This window comes from Pseudonocardia sp. C8 (assembly GCF_014267175.1).
Taxonomy (GTDB): domain Bacteria; phylum Actinomycetota; class Actinomycetes; order Mycobacteriales; family Pseudonocardiaceae; genus Pseudonocardia.
The window spans coordinates 1,162,491-1,179,672 of sequence record NZ_JACMTR010000002.1 but is presented as its reverse complement, the minus strand read 5'-3'; the positions used below and the strand labels follow the sequence as shown (position 1 = coordinate 1,179,672).

The 17,182-nt window shown below is 73.3% G+C and carries 16 protein-coding genes; 8 read left to right on the top strand and 8 right to left on the bottom strand.

Going from position 1 to position 17,182, the window contains the following annotated elements; genetic code table 11:
* Nucleotides 1-23 precede the first annotated feature (23 nt).
* Nucleotides 24-656, top strand: coding sequence for a class I SAM-dependent methyltransferase (locus H7X46_RS06225; RefSeq protein WP_186358495.1), 633 nt, complete (start codon nt 24-26; stop codon nt 654-656).
* On the opposite strand, the gene H7X46_RS06220 is transcribed toward H7X46_RS06225, so the two are convergent.
* Nucleotides 653-1,660: a WYL domain-containing protein gene (locus H7X46_RS06220; RefSeq protein ID WP_186358494.1), complete on the bottom strand. Its 1,008-nt coding sequence runs from the start codon at nt 1,658-1,660 to the stop codon at nt 653-655. The two genes, H7X46_RS06225 and H7X46_RS06220, sit on opposite strands and share 4 nt — an antisense overlap.
* A 100-nt stretch (nt 1,661-1,760) precedes the next feature.
* Between H7X46_RS06220 and H7X46_RS06215 the strand changes: the two genes are divergently transcribed.
* Nucleotides 1,761-2,078, top strand: coding sequence for an antibiotic biosynthesis monooxygenase (locus H7X46_RS06215; protein ID WP_186358493.1), 318 nt, complete (start codon nt 1,761-1,763; stop codon nt 2,076-2,078).
* A 3-nt stretch (nt 2,079-2,081) separates the two neighbouring features.
* Here the strand turns inward: H7X46_RS06215 and H7X46_RS06210 are convergent, their stop codons facing one another.
* From H7X46_RS06210 to H7X46_RS06190, 5 genes are all read right to left on the bottom strand, one after another.
* Nucleotides 2,082-3,089: a TerC/Alx family metal homeostasis membrane protein gene (locus tag H7X46_RS06210; RefSeq protein ID WP_186358492.1), complete on the bottom strand. Its 1,008-nt coding sequence runs from the start codon at nt 3,087-3,089 to the stop codon at nt 2,082-2,084.
* Between the two features lie 132 nt (nt 3,090-3,221).
* Nucleotides 3,222-4,124: a hypothetical protein gene (locus tag H7X46_RS06205; RefSeq protein WP_186358491.1), complete on the bottom strand. Its 903-nt coding sequence runs from the start codon at nt 4,122-4,124 to the stop codon at nt 3,222-3,224.
* Nucleotides 4,125-4,142: 18 nt separating this feature from the next.
* Complete coding sequence (locus H7X46_RS06200; protein WP_186358490.1) at nt 4,143-5,453, bottom strand: SLC13 family permease; 1,311 nt, start codon at nt 5,451-5,453, stop codon at nt 4,143-4,145.
* A 384-nt stretch (nt 5,454-5,837) separates the two neighbouring features.
* A complete protein-coding gene (gene glpK, locus H7X46_RS06195) occupies nt 5,838-7,358 on the bottom strand; it encodes a glycerol kinase GlpK (RefSeq protein ID WP_370588633.1) in 1,521 nt (506 codons plus the stop codon).
* A gap of 26 nt (nt 7,359-7,384) precedes the next feature.
* On the bottom strand, nt 7,385-8,146 hold the full coding sequence (locus H7X46_RS06190; RefSeq protein ID WP_186358489.1) for an IclR family transcriptional regulator: 762 nt from the start codon (nt 8,144-8,146) through the stop codon (nt 7,385-7,387).
* Nucleotides 8,147-8,314: 168 nt separating this feature from the next.
* Between H7X46_RS06190 and H7X46_RS06185 the strand changes: the two genes are divergently transcribed.
* The 6 genes from H7X46_RS06185 (at nt 8,315) to H7X46_RS06160 (ending at nt 14,759) form a co-directional block, all read left to right on the top strand.
* The gene (locus tag H7X46_RS06185) at nt 8,315-9,145 is read left to right on the top strand and encodes an MIP/aquaporin family protein (protein WP_186358488.1); all 831 of its coding nucleotides are present in this window, start codon (nt 8,315-8,317) and stop codon (nt 9,143-9,145) included.
* A 42-nt stretch (nt 9,146-9,187) separates the two neighbouring features.
* Nucleotides 9,188-10,705 carry a glycerol kinase GlpK gene (gene glpK / locus H7X46_RS06180; protein ID WP_186358487.1) on the top strand — a complete coding sequence of 506 codons (1,518 nt, stop codon included), beginning with the start codon at nt 9,188-9,190 and terminating at the stop codon, nt 10,703-10,705.
* 117 nt (nt 10,706-10,822) lie between these two features.
* Nucleotides 10,823-12,535, top strand: a complete 1,713-nt coding sequence (locus H7X46_RS06175) for a glycerol-3-phosphate dehydrogenase/oxidase (protein ID WP_186358486.1) — start codon at nt 10,823-10,825, stop codon at nt 12,533-12,535.
* Between the two features lie 121 nt (nt 12,536-12,656).
* Nucleotides 12,657-13,214 (top strand): DinB family protein, encoded by a 558-nt coding sequence (locus H7X46_RS06170; protein ID WP_186358485.1) that lies wholly within the window; start codon nt 12,657-12,659, stop codon nt 13,212-13,214.
* A gap of 11 nt (nt 13,215-13,225) precedes the next feature.
* Nucleotides 13,226-13,780 (top strand): DinB family protein, encoded by a 555-nt coding sequence (locus tag H7X46_RS06165; protein ID WP_222131210.1) that lies wholly within the window; start codon nt 13,226-13,228, stop codon nt 13,778-13,780.
* A 22-nt stretch (nt 13,781-13,802) separates the two neighbouring features.
* Nucleotides 13,803-14,759: a pyridoxal-phosphate dependent enzyme gene (locus H7X46_RS06160; RefSeq protein ID WP_370588632.1), complete on the top strand. Its 957-nt coding sequence runs from the start codon at nt 13,803-13,805 to the stop codon at nt 14,757-14,759.
* 21 nt (nt 14,760-14,780) lie between these two features.
* Here the strand turns inward: H7X46_RS06160 and gndA are convergent, their stop codons facing one another.
* Both gndA and H7X46_RS06150 read right to left on the bottom strand, forming a co-directional pair.
* Entirely contained in the window at nt 14,781-16,217 is a 1,437-nt protein-coding gene (gndA, locus tag H7X46_RS06155; protein ID WP_186358484.1) for an NADP-dependent phosphogluconate dehydrogenase, read from the bottom strand.
* A gap of 79 nt (nt 16,218-16,296) precedes the next feature.
* Nucleotides 16,297-17,160: an alpha/beta fold hydrolase gene (locus H7X46_RS06150; protein WP_222131209.1), complete on the bottom strand. Its 864-nt coding sequence runs from the start codon at nt 17,158-17,160 to the stop codon at nt 16,297-16,299.
* Nucleotides 17,161-17,182 lie beyond the last annotated feature (22 nt).

The following is a 17,182-nucleotide window of genomic DNA, read 5'->3' as shown; positions in this document are numbered from 1 at the left end:
CCCGGACCCGCCACGATGTCCTCATGTCCCGTCCCGACCACACCGTCTTCCTCAAACGGTCCTTCTCGAAGATGGACCAGCTGGCGACCCCGTTCCTCACCGGACGGCGACTCTGCAGGCAGCTGGCCCAGGTCGTCCCGTACGGCACGAACGGCGTGGTCGTCGAACTCGGTGCCGGGCCCGGCGTGCTGGCCGAGCCGATCCGGTCCCGGCTCGGGCCGCAGGCCCGCTACCTCGCCATCGAGATCGACTCCGAGCTGGTCGCGCACCTGCGCCGGCACAAGCCCTGGCTGGAGGTCGTCGAGGGCGACGTCGCCGACCTCGACCGGATCCTCGACGACGCCGGCATCGACCGGGTGGACGCGTTCGTGTCCACCCTGCCGTGGGCGGTCTTCCCGCAGGCCATGCGCAGCAAGGTGATGGGGGTGATCGCCCGCCGGCTGGTGCCGGACGGGGTCATGAGCATGATCGTCACCTGGATGGCGCTGCCGAACCGGGTCCGCGACCTGCGGGCGCTGCTCGACGCGCACTTCGACGAGGTCGTCGAGACCGCCACCGAGTGGCGCAACCCGCCGCCCGCCCGGACGTTCCTGTGCCGCAGGCCGCTCCCCCGGTTCGGTTCCCCCGGCGAGCGGGACGCACGCTCGGCCGGTTAGCCGTGCGCCCCGGCCACCCCTGGTGCCCCGGGATCGGCGACCTCCCGTGACCGCGCCGCGGCCCGGGTGAGCCGGGCCGCGAGCGCCTCCAGGTGCTCGACGAGCTCCGGCGGTTCCACGACGTGGAAGTCGACGTCGAAGAAGTTGATCCACACCGCCAGTGACTCGAGCGTCCACGCCCCGGCGACGAGCTCGCAGCGGCCGTCGCCGAGGTCGGTCACGATCCCCGACGACGGCGTCACGTGCTCGGCGATCCGCTCGGGCGGCGCGTCGAACACGATCCGCGCCCGGTACGGGTAGGCGCCCGAGGAGATCCCGCGCTGGGCGAACGCGGCCACGCCGCCCTCCGGGGGTTCCCGCGGGGTGAACCGCGGCCCGGCGGGCAGCTTGAGGCGCATCCGGTCCACCCGGAACGTGCGGCGGTCGTCGCGTCCGGTGTCCCAGGCGACCAGGTACCAGCGGCGGCCGGTGTGCACCAGGCCCTCGGGTTCGGCGATCCGGCGGCTCTCACCGCCGTCGGCCGCGACGTAGTCGAACCGCACCAGCTCGTGGTCCCGGCAGGCGGCGGCCAGGGCGGAGAGGTCGTCGGCGTCGACGGTGGGGCCGCGGCCGGCGAGGGTGGCGGTGGCGGTGCCGAGCGCGGCGACCCGGCGGCGCAACCGGTTCGGGAGGACCTGCTCCAGCTTCGCGAGCGCGCGGACCGAGGTCTCCTCGATCCCCGATACGGTCCCGCCGGCCGCGGTCCGCAGCCCCACCGCGACGGCGACGGCCTCGTCGTCGTCGAGCAGCAGGGGTGGCAGCGCCGCTCCGGCGCCCAGCCGGTAGCCGCCGGTCGTGCCCGGTGTGGAGTGCACCGGGTAGCCGAGGGTGCGCAGCTTGTCGACGTCCCGCCGGACCGTGCGGACGTCGACGTCGAGCCGTTCGGCCAGCGCCCGGCCGGTCCAGTCACGCGGCACCTGCAGCAGCCCGAGCAGGCGCAGCAGCCGCGCCGAGGTCTCCATCACGCACCCAGTGTGCCGCCCGTCGAGGACAGCTCCGGTCCTCGATCGGTGGCCGGGCACGGTGCTGCGCGGGCCCGCGGGGCGGGCGTCTACGGTCGCGGCCGTGGAGACGAGCGAGCGGGTCGGCCGGTACGTGCGGATGGTGGCGGTGCAGGGGCAGGGCCCCGAGCTGGCGAAGGCCCTGCTCCGGGTCGCGGACGGGATGGCGGCCCAGCCGGGCTGCCTGGCCTACGTGGTGAACGGGGCGCCGGACGAGCCGGACACGGTGTGGGTGACCGAGATCTGGTCGGACACGGCGTCGTCCGAGGCGGCGCTGGCCCGGGACCTCGGCGAGGCCGGGCTGGCCGACGTCCTCGAGCTGCTGGCCGCGCCGCCCGACTACATCGAGGTGACCCCGCTCGGGGGCCCGGGGCTGGGCTGAGGGTCAGCTCGCCTCCCGCTCGGGGTGCTCCTTGCGCGCCTTCAGCGAGCCCGGCTTGGCCGTCAGCGACGGATCGCCCTTGGTCTTGATCAGGCTGGCGATGGTGACGACGGTCAGGACCACTGCGATCACGACCAGGCTCAGCACGGTCGGGATCTCCGGGACCGCGGGCGAGAGGTCCACGTGGGCCCAGTGCAGGACGAGCTTGACCCCGATGAAGCCGAGGATGATCGCGAGGCCGGTGGACAGGTAGACCAGCCGGTCGAGCAGGCCCTTGACCAGGAAGTACAGCGCCCGCAGGCCGAGCAGCGCGAACGCGTTCGCCGCGAAGACGATGTAGGGCTCCTGGGTCACGCCGAACACGGCGGGGATCGAGTCGAGCGCGAACAGCAGGTCGATGCCGCCGATCGAGACGAGCACGATGAACATCGGCGTCGCGACCCGGCGGCCGTCCTTCCGGGTGAACAGCCGGCCGCGGTCGTACTCCTCGGTGACCGGGAAGAGCCGGCGCGCGCCCTTCACGACCATGTTGTCCTCGACGTCGGGTTCCTCGTCCTTGTGCCGGTAGAGCTGCACCGCCGTCCAGAGCAGGAGCAGTCCGAACAGCAGGAACATGAACGAGAACAGGTTCAGCAGCGCCGCCCCGACCGCGATGAAGATCGCGCGCATGATCAGGGCGAGGACGATGCCGAACGTCAGGACCTTGTGCTGGTGCTCCTCGGGGACGGCGAACGTCGTCATGATGATCACGAAGACGAACAGGTTGTCGACCGAGAGGCTCTTCTCGACGATGTAGCCGGTGAAGTACTCGGTGCCGAGGTCCCAGCCGTGCATCATCGCGAACACGACGCCGAACGCGACCGCGACCAGCACGTAGAAGACCGACCAGGCGGTCGCCTCCCCGAAGTGGACCTTGTGCGGCTTCACCCAGGCAAGGATCAGATCGAGCGCGAGCAGCGCGATCACGACGCCGATCATGACGGCCCATTCGAGCCCGCTGATCTCGGCCACCCGGTCTCCTTTCGTCGCCTGCGTTCTGCTGCACCGGCTCCCGGGAACCGGGCGCGCTCCGCACCATATCGGACACCGGGGACGTTCCGCCGGATCCGCGGGCGGGCCCGTCGGCCCCCGGGTCGGCGTCCGTCAGCCGCGGGGCCGGGCCGCGAACACCCCGGACGGGAACGCCCCGTTCGCCAGCGCGGTCCGCACGAATGCGCCGCCGATCTCGCCGAGCCGGGACGCGCGCTCGGTCCCGAGCACCGACCACGGTGCCGCCCCGAGCCGGTGGGTGTCGTCCTCCAGCCGCTTGCGCAGCGCGGCCCCGGCCTCGGTGAGCACCGGCGTCACGGCCTCGTCGGACGGCGGTGCGTACTGCAGCAGGCCGCGCTCGGCGAGCCGGGCGACGCCGTCGTTCCACTCGGTGACCGTCCAGCCCCGGCTGGACAGGGCGAACGCGATCGTGAACCCGGTTCCGGTGCCCGTCGCGGTCAGCAGCGCCTCCAGCCCGGAGAGGCCGGCCTCGATCAGCAGGGCGATGTGCCCGTCGCCGCGGTACTCCCGCAGGATGGACAGGGCGTGCCAGAGCACCAGGTGCGGCGCGGCCGGCCAGGCGAGGTCGAGGTGGCCCGCCGCCAGCGGGCGTCCCTCCGGGGTGACGGCCTCGGCGGCCGCGCGGGCCAGCGCGGCGGCCTCGGCCATCTCGGCCGAGCCGACGGCGTCGTCACCGAGCAACCGGCGCAGGGACGCGTCCGCGGCCTCGAACCGGGCCGCGACCAGGTCGGCGGGTGGGGCGAGCTCCCACGCGCGCGGGATCGACTCCGCAACCAGCCGCGGGGAGAAGTTGTAGAACGTCGCGCTGACCACCGAGGGGCCGACCGCGCCCATCGGCGCGGCGCGCGGCGCGAAGTAGGTCATCCGGTGCCCCTCCTCGAGACCGGCTCGCGCGAACCGGGACTCGGCCTCCGGGGCGAAGTAGATCTGGGCGTGCAGCGGTTCCAGCCCGCGGGCGAGGCGCCCGGCGGCGACGGCGGTGTCGGTGGTGCTCATGGTCGCGACGCTATCGCCTCATCGCACGGCCGGAAGGACGAGCAGGCCCCAGGCGAGCAGCGGGCCGGCCGCCACGACGACGCCGGCGTAGGCCAGCATCTGCCGGTAGAAGCGGTCCCGGTCGATTCCGGCCGGCGCGTTGGCGAGGATCAGGGCTCCGTTCGTGGAGAACGGGCTGACGTCGACGACGGTCGCCGCCACCGCGAGCGCGGCGACCATCCCGACCGCGGAGACGGCGCCCTGCTGCAGGAACGGGACCGCGAGCGGGATCGCGACTCCGAGGATCGCGACCGAGGACGCGAACGCCGACAGGACCCCGCCGAGGTAGCAGAGCAGAAGGGCGGCGAGCACGGGTGCCCCGATCGCCGTGATGCCCGACGAGACGAAGTCGATCGTGCCGGCGGCGGTGAGGACACCGACGTAGGTGATCACGCCACAGATGAGCAGGACCGTGGACCAGGAGACCTTGCCGACGACGTCGGGGCGGCGCGGGGCGACCAGCCGCAGCACGATCGCGACGGCGAGCGCGACGACACCGACGTTCCAGCCGAACGCGGCGCCGACGGTCATCAGCCCGATCCCGGCCAGGGTGATGCCGCGCTCGACGTGCTCCCGGCCGGTGGCCGGCCCCGCCTCGTCGCCGGTGGAGTCCGCGTCCCCGTCCGCGTCCCCGTCGTCGGTGCGGGGATCGACCAACCGGCCGAGCAGCGACCGTCCCCCGAGCAGAACGAAGATCACCACGGCGATGACGGTGTTGACCACCAGCGGGGTCACGAACAGCACCAGCGGATCCGCGGGCAGCCCGACCCGGGCCATCGTGGAGTTGACGAAGGCGCCGTAGACGGTGATCGGCGAGAACGCCCCGCCGAGCGCGCCGTGCACCACCATCATCCCCATGAGCAGGAGGTTCACTCCGTACCGGCGGGCGAACGGCAGCGCGAGCGGCGCCACGATCGCCACGGCGAACAGCGCGCCGACCGCGGAGAGCCCGCAGGAGATCGCGAAGAACACGAACGGCGCGAGCGCCAGCCGGCCGCGGACCGCACGCATCGCCCAGTGCACGAGGAGGTCCACGGTGCCGTTCGCGGTCGCGAGCGCGAACAGGTAGGTCAGCCCGACCAGCAGCAGGAACAGGTCGCCGGGAAACCCGCCCGTGATCTCGTCGCCGTCCGGGACGCCGAGGATCACCTCGTCCATGCTCATCCCGAGCATCCCCACGCCGACCGCGGCCGCGGCGACCAGGCCCAGCGCACCGAGGTTCACGGGCATCGTCGTCGCGATCACGAACATCACGACCAGGACGACGATCGAGACGATCTCCGGGCCCATCCGCGCGGCTCCTCGGGTCGACCGGCCCGGACGACGGCGACCGGGCGCAACGGACCGGCACGCTCGCACATGACCCACATCGTGAGCAAGGCCCCACGCCGGTCCGCCAACCGGACATGGACGGTGACGATCGCATCACCGTCGGTGACCCATTCGGGCTACGATGACGCCGTCGAACGGCGGGGCGTGCTCGTGCTGATCGACATCCCGCACACAGGCGACCCGCACGAATACGCCCCGCCACGGACGACAACGTGCCGCTCGAGCCTGCCCGCACGGCTCACCCGCACGATTTCGCCCCGCCACCGGCCACATCGTGCTGATCGACAGGCGTCAGACCTCCGACCGGCACGAACCCGCCCCAGCGCCGGGCCCAGGCGCCCCCTAGGGTCGCGCCCACCCCATGCTGCGCTCCACCGCGCGCCGCCAGTTGGCGTGCTCCCGGTCCCGCACGTCCGGATCCATCGCCGGTTCCCAGGCGGCCGCCCGGTGCCAGTTGCGGCGCAGCACCTCCAGGTCCGGCCAGTACCCGACGGCGAGCCCGGCCGCGTAGGCGGCGCCGAGCGACACGGCCTCGGAGCCGAGCGGGCGCTCCACGGTCAGGTCGAGCACGTCGGCGAGGCACTGCATGAGCAGGTGGTTCGCGGTCATACCCCCGTCGACCTTGAGCCGGGTGACCGGGAGGCCGGAGTCGGCGTTCATCGCGTCCAGCACCTCGCGGGTCTGCCACGCGGTCGCCTCCAGCACCGCGCGGGCCAGGTGCCCGCGGTGGATGTAGGAGGTCAGGCCGACGATCACGCCGCGCGCGTCGGCGTTCCAGCGCGGGGCGTACAACCCGGAGAACGCCGGCACCACGTAGCAGCCGCCGTTGTCCGGCACGCTCAGCGCGAGCGTCTCGATCCGGGGTGCCGTAGCGATCATCCCGAGGGCGTCGCGGAACCACCGCACCAGCGACCCGGTCACGGCGATCGAGCCCTCGAGCGCGTACACCGGCTCGTCGCCGAACAGGTACCCGACGGTCGGGATCAGGCCCGCCTCCGACCCGGCGATCCGGGACCCGGTGTTCTTCAACAGGAACGCGCCCGTCCCGTAGGTGCACTTCGCCTCGCCCGGCGCGAAGCAGGTCTGCCCGACGAGCGCGGCCTGCTGGTCGCCGAGCGCCCCGGCGACCGGCACCCCGGGCAGCAGGTCGGTGCAGCGTCCGTAGACCTGGGCGTTGGGCACGAGGGTCGGCAACATCGCCTGCGGCACCCGCAGCGCGGCGCAGAGCGTCGGCGACCACTCCCGGGTCCGCAGGTCCATCAGCATCGTGCGGCTGGCGTTGGTGACGTCGGTGACGTGCACGCCACCGTTCGGGCCACCGGTGAGCTGCCAGATCAGCCAGGTCTCGATCGTCCCGAAGAGCACGTCGCCGCGCTCGGCACCGTCCCGCGCGCCCGGCACGTGGTCGAGCAGCCACTGCAGCCGCGGGCCCGCGAAGTAGGTGGCCGGGCCCAGCCCGGAGACCTGCGTGTACAGCCCGGCGTCGGCGGCCAGGCCCGCGACGATGCCGTCGGTGCGGGTGTCCTGCCAGGTGATGGCCCGTGCCAGCGGGACGCCGGTGTGCCGGTTCCAGATCACGGTCGTCTCGCGCTGGTTGGCGATGCCGAGCGCCGCGACGTTCTCCGGGCCCAGCCCGGCCTGGCGCAGCGCCGCCGGGACCACCCGGGTCACCGCGCGCCAGATCTCGGCGGCGTCGTGCTCGGCGCGGCCGGGCGCCGGGAAGTACTGCCGGTGCTCGCGCTGGGCGACGCCGACCATCCGGCCGGAGCGGGTGAACAGCAGGCAGCGGGTCGACGTCGTCCCCTGGTCGATCGCGGCGACCACCCGTTCCGACTGGGGCACGCCCCGCCCGGTCGCGCTCACGGCGGCGCCTCCGGCCCGGCCGCTGCTCACGGCAGGCCCTCCAGCCCGGCCGCGATCTCGGCCGCCGCGCTGGCGAGCTGCATCATCGGGTCCGGCCGGGCCCGGCCGTCGCCGGTGAACAGCTGCTCGATCGGCCCGCCCATGCCCAGCGCGGCCACGGTCAGCCCGCCGCCGCTGCGCACCGGGACGGCGAGCCCGCCGTCGTCCGGCTCCCAGCCGCCGGGGTCGGCCGCCCACCCGCGCCGGCGGGTCGCGGTGAGCTCCCGGGTGAGCGCCGCCGGGTCGGTCAGCGTGCGCCGGGTGTAGGGCTCCAGGCGTTCGGGGACCCGCACCGACGCGGGTGCGAACGCCAGCAGGCACAGCCCCCACGCGGTGGCGTGCAGCGGCTGGACCGTGTTGGTGCGCAGGGTCTGCGGGCTGCCGTCGGGGCGGAACACGTGGTGCACGACGTCCACGCCGCGGCCGTCGGCGGCCGGTACCCCCAGGTAGACGGCACATCCGGTCCCGGCGGCCAGCGCGTCGGCCCAGTTCATCGCCCGGGCCCGGAGATCGTGCCGGTCCCAGGGCATGCCGAGCCGGTCGAGGCCGTCACCGAGCAGGTAGCGCCCGGATCCCGGGTCCTGGGCGACCAGGCCCTCGTCCCGCAGCGTGCGCAGGATGCCGTGCACGGTCGGCCGCGCCAGGTCGAGCGCGGACGCCAGCTCGGCCAGGGCCAGCGGACGTCCGGCGCCACCGAGCAGCCGCAGCAGCGCGGCCGCCCGCTCGACGGACTGGATCTGCCGGGCCACCGGCCGATCGTAACCGCCCCCCGCATTCCGATCATGGACCGAACGACCCGCAACGTTCGACATCGTCGAATGCCTTCCGTTGCCGGGGACCGGGGCCGCTCCTAGCGTCGGCGCGCACACGACGGGGCCGTCCGGTCCCGCAAGGGGGAACCAGGAGGAGGGAGTTCGATGACGAGCTCCGAGAAAACCGGCTCCGAGGCGGCACCCGCCGCCCGGACGCCGTCGCTGCTCGGCGAGCTGAGCGCCGAGTTCGCCGGCACCATGATCCTGATCCTGTTCGGCTGCGGCGTCGTCGCGCAGGTGGTCACCACGCCGGACGGGTCGAACGGTGACCACGACTCGATCGCCTGGGCCTGGGGCCTCGGCGTGACCCTGGGCGTCTACGTGGCCGGACGGATCTCCGGGGCGCACATCAACCCGGCCGTCACGATCGCGTTCGCGGTCTACGAGGGCTTCCCGTGGCGCAAGGTCGGGCCGTTCGTCCTGGCCCAGACGCTCGGCGCGCTCGTCGCGGCGCTGATCGTGCGGGTCACCTACGCCGACTTCATCCGGTCCGTCGACCCGAACCTGACCGAGACCCAGAACATCTTCTCGACCCTGCCCGGTGATCCGGTGTCGATCCCGACCGCGTTCCTGGACCAGGTCGTGGGCACCGCGATCCTCGTGTTCGTGATCTTCGCCCTGGTGCACCCGCGGAACAAGGGACCGCTGGCCAACCTGGCGCCGTTCATGATCGGGCTGCTGGTCGTGGGCATCGGCATGGCCTGGGGGTCGAACGCCGGCTACGCCATCAACCCGGCCCGTGACTTCGGCCCGCGGCTCGCGTCCTGGATCACCGGCTACGACACCGCGTGGGTGACCCCGGACGGCACGCCGTACTGGTGGCTGCCGATCGTCGCCCCGGTCCTCGGGGCCGTCGTCGGCGGTGGGCTGTTCAAGCTGTTGATCGACCGCTTCATCCCGGCCGAGGACGCCCCGCAGGAGATCGGGCGGGTCTGACCGCCCGGCCACCCCGATCCCGAACCCCTTTAGGAGAGCTCAATGGCCGAGTTCGTCGGCGCGATCGACCAGGGCACCACCAGCACCCGATTCATGATCTTCGATCACGGCGGGAACGAGGTGGGCCGCCACCAGCTGGAGCACGAGCAGATCCTGCCGCAGGCCGGCTGGGTCGAGCACAACCCCGTCGAGATCATCGAGCGCACCAACGCCTGCCTGCAGTCCGCGCTCAACTCGTCCGGACTGTCCGCGGCCGACCTGGCCGCGCTGGGGGTCACCAACCAGCGCGAGACCACCGTCGTCTGGAACCGGCGGACCGGGCGGCCGTACTACAACGCGATCGTGTGGCAGGACACCCGCACCGACCGGATCGCCACCGCGCTGGAGCGGGACGGCCGGGGCGAGGTCATCCGCCGCAAGGCCGGGCTGCCGCCCGCGACGTACTTCTCCGGCGGCAAGATCCAGTGGATCCTCGACAACGTCGACGGCGTCCGCGAGGCCGCCGAGAACGGTGACGCGGTCTTCGGCAACACCGACACCTGGGTGATCTGGAACCTCACGGGTGGACCGCAGGGCGGCCGGCACGTCACCGACGTGACCAACGCCAGCCGCACCATGCTGATGAACCTGGAGACCCTGGACTGGGACGACGAGCTCCTGGGCTTCTTCGGCATCCCGCGGCAGATGCTGCCCGAGATCACCCCGTCGTCGTCGGCCGACGCCTTCGGGAGCACCCTCGCCACCGGCGCGCTGGGCGGCGAGGTCCGCATCACCGGCGACCTCGGCGACCAGCAGGCCGCGACCGTCGGCCAGGTGTGCTTCGCCCCCGGCGAGGCCAAGAACACCTACGGCACCGGCAACTTCATGCTGCTCAACACCGGCACCGAGCTGGTCCGCTCGGAGTCGGGGCTGCTCACGACGGTCTGCTACAAGTTCGGTGACGAACCGGTCGTCTACGCCCTCGAGGGCTCGATCGCCGTCACCGGGTCGGCCGTGCAGTGGCTGCGTGACCAGCTCGGGATCATCTCCGGTGCCGCCCAGTCCGAGTCGCTCGCGCGGCAGGTCGAGGACAACGGCGGGGTCTACTTCGTCCCGGCGTTCTCCGGGCTGTTCGCGCCGTACTGGCGCTCGGACGCGCGCGGTGCGATCGTCGGCCTGTCCCGGTTCAACACCAACGCGCACCTGGCCCGGGCCACGCTGGAGGCGATCTGCTACCAGTCCCGCGACGTCAGCGACGCGATGACCAAGGACTCGGGGGTGACCCTCGACGTGCTGCGCGTGGACGGTGGCGTCACCCAGAACGAGCTCTGCATGCAGATCCAGGCCGACGTCCTGGGCGTGCCGGTGTCGCGGCCGGTCGTCTCCGAGACGACCGCGCTCGGCGCCGCCTACGCGGCCGGGCTGGCGGTGGGGTTCTGGAAGTCGACCGACGAGCTGCGGGAGAACTGGAACGAGGCGCGGCGCTGGGAGCCGCACTGGGACGAGGCGAAGCGCGAGCAGGGCTACGCGCAGTGGAAGAAGGCCGTCCAGCGGACCCTGGACTGGGTCGACGTGGAGTGACCGTCACCCGCCGGTGTGCCGCCCGTCGCCCGACGGGGCGCGGGCGGCACACCGGCGCCCGGCCCGCTGTTGGATCGGGTGGTCCCCGCCCACGACGTACAACCGGAAGGTCTGATCATGAAATCGGTGGCGCTCTCCCCCGAGGCCCGGACCGTGGCGCTGCAGGCGATGGGCGACCGCGAGCTGGACGTGCTGGTCGTCGGCGGCGGTGTCGTCGGTGCCGGTGCCGCGCTCGACGCGGCGACCCGCGGCCTGTCGGTCGGCCTGGTCGAGGCCCGCGACTTCGCGTCCGGCACGTCGAGCCGGTCGTCCAAGCTGGTCCACGGCGGCCTGCGCTACCTGGAGATGCTGGACTTCCGGCTGGTCGCCGAGGCGCTCGCCGAGCGCGGCCTGCTGATCCAGCACCTGGCACCGCACCTGGTCCGCCCGGTGCCGTTCCTCTACCCGCTGCAGCACCACGGCTGGGAGCGGCTCTACGCGGGCGCCGGCGTCGCCCTCTACGACACGCTCGGCTTCCTGTCCGGGCGGTCCCGCGGCGTCCCGCACCACCGGCACCTCACCCGGCGCGGCGCGCGCCGGATCGTCCCGTCGCTGCGCAAGGACGCCCTGGTCGGCGCGCTGCAGTACTACGACGCGCAGGTCGACGACGCCCGGCACACCATGTTCATCGCCCGCACCGCCGCGGCGTACGGGGCGCACGTCGCGACCCGCGCCCGGGTCGTCGGGCTGCTCAAGGACGCCGGCCGGGTGGTCGGCGCCACCGTCCAGGACCTGGAGACCGGCGAGCGGATCGAGGTCCGCGCCAAGCAGGTCATCAACGCCACCGGCGTGTGGACCGACGAGACCCAGGGCCTGGCCGGCGAGCGCGGGCTGTTCAAGGTGCGGGCGTCCAAGGGCATCCACCTGGTCGTGCCGCGCGACCGGATCCGCGGCGACTCCGGGCTGATCCTGCGCACCGAGAAGTCGGTGCTGTTCGTCATCCCCTGGGGCCGGCACTGGATCATCGGCACCACCGACACCGACTGGGACCTGGACAAGGCCCACCCGGCGGCCAGCGCCGCGGACATCGACTACCTGCTCGAGCACGTCAACGCGGTGCTGGAGCAGCCGCTCACGCACGACGACGTCGAGGGCGTCTACGCCGGCCTGCGCCCGCTGCTGTCCGGGGAGTCGGAGTCGACGTCGAAGCTGTCCCGCGAGCACGCGGTGGCGACCCCGGTGCCCGGCCTGGTCGTCGTCGCGGGCGGCAAGTACACGACGTACCGGGTGATGGCACGCGACGCGGTGGACGCCGCCGCGCACGGTATGGACGCCAAGGTCCCGCCGTCGTGCACCGAGGACGTCCCGCTGCTCGGCGCGGAGGGCTACCCGGCGCTGCGCAACGCGACGGCGCGGCTGGCCGCGTCCGCCCGCCTGCATCCCGCCCGGATCGAGCACCTGCTCGGCCGGTACGGCTCGCTGATCCAGGAGGTGCTCGACCTCGCCGACGAGGACCCGACGCTGACCGAGCCGCTCGCCGGTGCCTCGGACTACCTGCGGGCCGAGGTGGTCTACGCGGCGTCCCACGAGGGTGCCCGGCACCTGGAGGACATCCTGGCCCGGCGCACCCGGATCTCGATCGAGACGTTCGACCGCGGGGTGGGTGCCGCCGTGGAGACCGCGAAGCTCGTCGCCCCGGTCCTCGGCTGGAACGACGAGCAGATCGAGCGGGAGGTCGACCACTACCGCAAGCGGGTGGAGGCCGAGCGGGAGAGCCAGCGCATGCCCGACGACGCCACCGCGGACGCCGCCCGGCTGGGTGCGCCCGACGTCGTCCCGGTCAGCGGCTGAGGGCGCGAGAAATCGGTCCGGTCCGGTCCCGATCGAGGACCGGACCTGTCCGCATCAGGGAATAGCGTCGTTCTCGTCGGACCGGGAGGAACCCGGCCGCACGACCGAGAGGCGGACCCGGATGAACGCGACCCCCAGCACCGCGCAGCAGGCCACGACCGGCGAGCGCGCCGAGCTGATCTCGTCCCTGGAGCGGCACCGCGGCTTCCTGCTGCAGACCGCCGAGGGCCTCACCGAGGAGCAGGCGCGCACCACGAGCACGGTGAGCGCGCTGACCATCGCGTCGCTGCTCAAGCACGTCGCCGACACCGAGGAGCAGTGGTTCCGGTTTGCGGTCGAGGGGGCCGGGGCGTTCGCCGGGCCCTACGACGACGTCGACTGGGCGGCCGTCGAGGCCGACCCGGACTCGTTCGTCGACACGCGCTTCGTGGTGTCCGACGAGGAGACGCTGGACGTGCTGCGGGCCCGGATCGAGCAGGTCGCCGCCCGCACCGAGGAGATCCTGCGCTCCGCCGACCTGGATGCCGCACACGAGCTCCCGGTCGCACCTTGGTTCGAGCCGGGCGTCAGCTGGTCGGTCCGGCGGGTCGCGCTGCACATGCTCGCCGAGATCAGCCAGCACTCCGGCCACGCGGACATCATCCGCGAGGCCGTCGACGGCCAGAAGACGATGGGGTGAGGGGACCGGACATGTCCACCGCCGACGCGATGAGCGACCTGCTGACCAGCACCGCCGCCGGGCTCTCCGGCGAGCGCGCCACCCTTCTCGAGACCCTCGCCAAGCACCGGATGCTGCTCCGGCACACCGTGGCGAACCTGTCGGAGGCGGACGCCCGGCGCCGCCCCACCGCGAGCGCGCTGACCCTCGCCGGGATCCTCAAGCACGTCGAGGGGGTCGAGCGGGGCTGGGTGGACTTCATCCTGACCGGCGTCGTCGCCGGCGCCGAGGACTGGGAACGCCAGGCCGAGGCCGGCGACGAGCGCGACGACTTCGCCCTCGACGAGTCCGACACCCTCGAGTCCCTGCTCGCGCGCTACACGGAGACCGCGGCCCGCACCGACGAGCTCGTGCGGACCGTGGACCTCGACCTGAGCCACCCGCTGCCGCCCGCACCCTGGTTCCCGGCGGGCACGATGTGGAGCGCCCGGCAGGCGTTCGCGCACATCATCGGCGAGACCGCGCAGCACAGCGGGCACGCCGACATCGTCCGGGAGTCGATCGACGGGCAGAAGAGCATGGGCTGACGCCGGTCACTACCGTGGGGCCGTGACCGACCTGGTGACCCTCGACGACATCGAGACCGCGGCGGGCCGGATCGCGGGCGGGGTGGTGCGCACCCCGACCGTCCCCTCCCCCGGGCTGGGCGCGCTGCTCGACGCCCCGGTCCTGCTGAAGCTGGAGCAGCTGCAGCGGGCGGGGTCGTTCAAGCCGCGCGGCGTCCTCGCCAAGCTCGCGACGCTGTCCGACGCCGAACGCGCGGCCGGGCTCGTCGCCGTCTCCGGCGGGAACCACGGGCTCGCGGTGGCCGACGTGGCGGGGGCGGCGGGGGTCGCTGCCGTCGTCGCCATGCCCGAGAACGCGCCGGCCGGCTCGGTCGCGGCGGCGCGGGCCGCGGGCGCGGACGTCCGGCTCACGCCGGACATCCCGGCCGCGTTCGCGCTCGCCGAGGAGCTGCGGGCGGCCGGGGCGACGCTGGTGCACCCGTTCGACGACCCGGTCGTCCTCGCCGCGCAGGGCACCGTCGGGCTGGAGCTGGCGCGCGACGCGGCGGCGCTCGGGGAGCCCCCGACCGACGTGCTGGTCTCGGTCGGCGGCGGAGCGCTGCTGTCCGGCGTCGCGACGGCGGTACGGGCGCTCCTGCCCGGCGCCCGGGTCTGGGGCGTGGAGACCGTCGGCGCCGAGACGATGTCGACGGCCCTGCGCGCCGGCGGGCCGACCCCGGTGACGATCACCTCGTCGATCACCACGCTGTCGGCGCCGTCGGCGACACAGCTGACCTACGACCACGTCTCCGCGCTCGTCCACGACGTGCTCGTCGTCCCGGACGGCGACGCCGTCCGCGGCTCGGTCGACCTCGCCGAGCACGCCGGGGTCTGGGCCGAGCCCGCGGCCGGCTGCCTGGTCGCGGGCGCCCGCCGGGTCCGGGAGCGGCACCCGGACACCCGGCTCGCCCTGGTGATCTGCGGCCGGAACACCGAGGTGGCCACGGTCGCGGCCGGCTGACCACCGGCCGCGGGTCACCGGTCAGCTCGCGCTGACCTCGGTGCCGTCCTGCGACCAGCGGGTGTGGAAGGCGCCGTCGGCGTCGGTGCGCCGGTAGGTGTGCGCGCCGAAGTAGTCGCGCAGCCCCTGGATCAGGTTGGCCGGGCCCCGCTCGCGGCGGTAGCCGTCGTAGTAGGACAGGCTCGACGAGAACGCCGGGATCGCGACGCCGTGCTCGGTCGCGGTCACGACGACGCGACGCCAGGCGTCCTGGGCGTCGGAGACGGCCTTGGTGAAGTACGGGACCATCAGCAGGTTGTCCAGGTCCGGGTGCTCGGCGTAGGCCTCGGTGATCCGGTTGAGGAACTGCGCGCGGATGATGCAGCCCCCGCGCCAGATCCGGGCCATCGCGCCGAGGTCGAGGTCCCAGCCGTGCGCGTTCGAGGCGGCCCGCATCTGCGCGAAGCCCTGCGCGTAGGCGACGACCTTCGAGGCGTACAGCGCCTGCCGGACGTCGTCGACGAGCCGGTCGACGTCGGCGACCCGGGCGGGGGTGGGTCCGGCCAGGGTCCGCGCGGCCTCGGCCCGCTCGTCGCGCAGCGCCGACAGGGTCCGCGCGAACACCGCCTCGGTGATCCCGGTCAGCGGGACGCCGAGGTCGAGGGCGTCGATCGCGGTCCAGCGGCCGGTGCCCTTCTGCTCGGCCTGGTCGACGACGACGTCGACCAGCGGTCGCCCCGTCCTGTCGTCGGTCTTGGCCAGCACGATGCCGGTGATCTCGATCAGGAACGACTCGAGGTCGCCGGAGTTCCACTGCTCGAAGATCTTCCCGATCTCCGGGGCGGACAGCCCGCCGGCGTGCGTGAGCAGGTCGTAGGCCTCGGCGATGAGCTGGATGTCGGCGTACTCGATGCCGTTGTGCACCATCTTCACGTAGTGCCCGGCACCGCCCGGGCCGACGTGGGTGCAGCACGGGGTGCCGTCGACGTCCGCGGCGATCGCGGTGAGGATCTCCTCGACCTCGCCGTAGGCCTCCAGGGGGCCGCCGGGCATGATGCTCGGCCCGTTGAGGGCGCCCTCCTCGCCGCCGGAGACCCCGACGCCCATGAACCGCAGGCCCCGCTCGGCGCACTCGGCGGCGCGGCGGTCGGTGTCCGGGAAGTGCGAGTTGCCGGCGTCGATGATGATGTCACCGGGGTCGAGCAGCGGGGTCAGCTCGTCGATCACGGCGTCCACCGGCTTGCCGGCCTTGACCATGACGACGATCTTGCGCGGTGTCTCGAGCGCGTCGACGAACTCCTGCAGGGTCTCGGCGCCGGTGAAGGCGCCCTCGTGGCCGTGCTCGGCCAGGAACTCGGTCGTCTTCGCCGTGGTGCGGTTGTGCACCGCCACCCCGAACCCGCGGCGGGCCATGTTGCGGGCCAGGTTCGCGCCCATCACCGCCAGCCCGGTGACGCCGATCCGGCTCTTCTCCGCCATGCTGATCCTCCGTCTCGCTCGCCTACGTGCCCGCGCCGCGGGCCGGGCCCCATCCTCGCCCGCCGGCCCCGGGTACTGCTCAGGCCCCCAGGAAGTCCAGCAGGAGCTTGCTGGCCCGCTCCGGTGCCTCCTCCGGGATCCAGTGCCCGCAGCCCTCGACGGTCTCGAACCGGAAGTCCTCGACGAACTCCGACGACCGCCGCATCTGCCCCTCGGTCAGCGCCATGTCGCCGTCGCTCCACACCCCCATCACCGGGATCCGGACCGGCGGGACCTGCGGGATCTCGACCGGCACGAACGTCGCGGGGTCCACATTGGCCCGGTACCAGTTCAGCGACGCGGTGAGCGCGCCCGGCCGGGACAGGTCGGCGATCTGGCGGGCGGGCAGCGGGTGCCCCTCCGGGAACGTCGCGTGCATCCAGGCCCGCAGGAACTGCCAGTCGTGCGCGGGGATCACCTGCTCGGCGACCCCGGGGAACTGGAACCAGAGCATGTACCAGGACATCGCCTTCTGCCGGAATCCGGCGGTCGCGAACGCGGCCGGGTGTCCGACGGAGAACGCGGCGTACCGGGTGACCCGCTCCGAGGCCAGCGACAGCGTCCAGCCGAGGCCGGCGCCCCAGTCGTGCCCGGCCAGCGCGAACTCCTCGATGCCGAGCGCGTCGGCCAGGCCGAGGACGTCACCGCGCAGCACCTTCATCCGGTAGTGGTCGACGCCGAGAGGCCGGTCCGAGTCCCCGAACCCGCGCAGGTCCGGGACGACGACCCGGTAGCCGGCCGCGGCGAGCGCGCCGGCCTGGTGCTCCCACAGGGTGGCCCGGTCCGGCCAGCCGTGCAGCAGGATCACGGGGCTGCCCGGGCCTCCCGTGTCGTGGACCGAGAGCGTGACCTCGGGGAGCATCGTACCGGGAACGGTGATCCGCTGCGCGGTCGGGAGTGCCATGGCGGCCACGGTAGTGCCCGGA